This window comes from Roseicella sp. DB1501 (genome assembly GCF_013112485.1).
GTDB lineage: Bacteria > Pseudomonadota > Alphaproteobacteria > Acetobacterales > Acetobacteraceae > Paracraurococcus.
Genome location: NZ_JABFHG010000042.1, coordinates 1 through 2,148 on the forward strand (window position 1 = coordinate 1; position 2,148 = coordinate 2,148).

Annotated in this window: 2 protein-coding genes; both read right to left on the minus strand. The window is 65.8% G+C overall.

What is annotated here, in order from left to right; genetic code table 11:
* Window positions 1-85: 85 nt before the first annotated feature.
* A complete protein-coding gene (gene istB, locus HJG45_RS28230) occupies window positions 86-868 on the minus strand; it encodes an IS21-like element helper ATPase IstB (RefSeq protein WP_171617314.1) in 783 nt (260 codons plus the stop codon).
* The coding region (gene istA, locus HJG45_RS28235) for an IS21 family transposase (protein WP_171617316.1) at window positions 858-2,148 on the minus strand (1,291 nt) is incomplete at its 5' end. The genes istA and istB, both read right to left, overlap by 11 nt.

Here is a 2,148-nt window from a genome sequence, read left to right on the forward strand (position 1 = left end):
TGTTGAATGCCAGTGAGAGCTGACCCGGGATTGCCATGAGGAATTGACCCGGGTTGTGGATGGAGGAGCGGGGTTTTCGGTCTGGTCAGGTGAGTTGTGGCTTCCTTTCGTGCTTGGCTTGGGTGGCGGAGCTATTCCTGAAGCGGAAGCTGTCGTTGCCGGTCTCCAGGATGTGGCAGTGGTGGGTGAGCCGGTCGAGGAGCGCGGTGGTCATTTTGGCATCTCCGAAGATTGCCGCCCACTCACTGAAACTGAGGTTGGTGGTGATGATGACGCTGGTCTGCTCGTACAGCTTGCTCAGCAGATGAAACAGCAGGGCGCCGCCTGAGGCGCTGAACGGCAGGTAGCCCAGCTCGTCGAGGATCAGCAGGTCGGCGTGGAGCAGGCGAGCGGCGATCTGCCCGGCTTTCCCGGCGGCTTTCTCCTGCTCAAGGGCGTTGACCAGTTCTACCGTGGAGAAGAACCGCACGCGCTTTCGGTGATGCTCGACGGCCTGGACGCCGAGCGCAGTGGCGACGTGGGTCTTGCCGGTGCCCGGCCCGCCGACCAGCACGACGTTGTCGGCTTTCTCCATGAAGGCGCCGGCGTGAAGCTGGCGCACCAAGGCTTCGTTGAGCTGGCTGCCGGCGAAGTCAAAGCCGGTGAGGTCCTTGTAGGTCGGGAACCGTGCTGCCTTGAGCTGGTAGGCAATGGAGCGGACCTCCCGTTCAGCGAGCTCTGCCTTGAGCAGCTGCGACAGGATGGGAACCGCGTTCTGGAAGGCAGGCGCGCTCTGTTCGGTCAGCTCGGCCGCGGCCTGTGCCATGCCGTGCATCTTGAGGCTGCGCAGCATGATGGTGATGGCGGCAGCCGCCGGATCATGACGCATGACGCCCTCCCTGCCGCGAGCGCAAGCTGTCGTAGCGGGCGACGTTCGCCTCGGGCTCCTGCGCCAGCACCAGCGCCTGGGGCGCCTCGATCGGTGGCACCTGGGAGGCCGTGCCATCGGTCAGCCGATGCAGCAGGTTCAGGATGTGGGTCTTGGTGGAGACCCCGGCCTGCAGCGCCATCTCCACGGCGACCAGCACGGCCTGCTCATCGTGCTGGAGCACCAGGGAGAGGATCTCCACCATCTCCCGATCGCCGCCAGCCCTGCCGTGCAGCTGACGCTGCAACTCCCGGAATGCCTCCGGCAGTTCGGCGAAGGGTGCGCCATTGCGCAGGGCACCGGGCTTGCGCTGGACCACAGCCACAGCCAGGTAGTGACGCCAGTCGTAAACTGTCCGGCCCTGCCCGTGCGATCGCTCGATGATCCGCTGGTGCTCGCAGATCACCGCCCCCTCCGCCACCACCACGATGCGGTCGGGATAGATCCGCAGGCTGACCGGGCGGTTGGCGAAGGAGGCGGGCACGCTGTAGCGGTTGCGGTCGAAGTGCACGAGGCAAGTCGGCGACACCCGTTTGGTCTCATCCACGAAGCCGTCGAAGACTCGTCTGACCGGCATCAGGCAGTCCACCTCCTGCCGCCAGACCGCGGCGACGCTGCCGGGCTCAACCCCGTGCGGGATCTCCTCCCACAAGGCGAAGCACCGCTGCTCCAGCCAGGCGTTCAGCGCCTCCAGGCTGGCGACTTGGGGCATGGGCTGCCACAGCCGGTGCCGGGCATCCTGGACGTTTTTCTCGACCTGACCTTTCTCCCAGCCCGACGCCGGATTGCAGAACTCAGGCTCGAACAGGTAGTGGCTCGCCATGGCCAGGAAGCGGGCATTGACCTGCCGCTCGCGGCTCGGGCCGATGCGGTCCACCGCGGTGCGCATGTTGTCGTAGATGCCGCGCCGCGGTACGCCACCCAGCACGCAAAACCCGTGGTTGTGGGCGTCGAACAGCATTTCGTGCGTCTGCAGAAGGTAGGCCCGCACCAGGAATGCACGGCTATGGCAGAGCTTGAGGTGGGCAACCTGTAACTTGGTGCGCTCGCCGCTGATGACGGCATGCTCCTCGCTCCAGTCGAACTGGAACGCCTCGCCCGGGCCGAAGGCCAACGGCACGAAAACACCGCGGCCGGAGGTCTGCTGTTGGCGCAGCCAGTCATCCTGCCAAGCGCGCACAAAGGCAGCGACCCGCCGGTACGAGCCGTCATAGCCGAGCCCGGCCAGTTCCGCGTGGAAC

Bases quoted from the DNA above. Each gene is read 5' to 3' on its own strand.
- istB (WP_171617314.1), bottom strand. From the start codon at position 868: ATGCGTCATGATCCGGCGGCTGCCGCCATCACCATCATGCTGCGCAGC.